At 65.3% G+C, this 262-nt stretch carries 1 protein-coding gene; it reads right to left on the bottom strand.

What is annotated here, in order from left to right:
- On the bottom strand, window positions 1–159 hold a 159-nt coding region (locus ACX40P_RS15165), incomplete at its 3' end, for a helix-turn-helix domain-containing protein (protein ID WP_459127194.1).
- Window positions 160–262 lie beyond the last annotated feature (103 nt).

Below are 262 nucleotides of genomic sequence, written 5' to 3'. Positions count from 1 at the left end.
CCTCGCGAGCAGGCGCACGCCGAGCCGCGTCTCCAGCGCCTTCATCGCGTGGCTCAGCGCCGATGGTGAGAGGCCGAGTTCCGCAGCCGCTCGGGTAAAGCTACGCGCTCGCGCCACGGCTGCAAACGCCGCCAGATCATCGAGGTCGCCTCGCCGCATTGCTGCACCATGCTCATAAGCGCTTGCGGTCTGCAACGGCTAATCGATGCGCACTGTCGCCGCTAGTTCAGTAACGAACGAGGAGACGCGAACCATGGACCTG

The organism is Sphingomonas sp. RS2018 (genome assembly GCF_054489605.1).
This window is presented reverse-complemented; position numbering and strand designations above follow the sequence as displayed.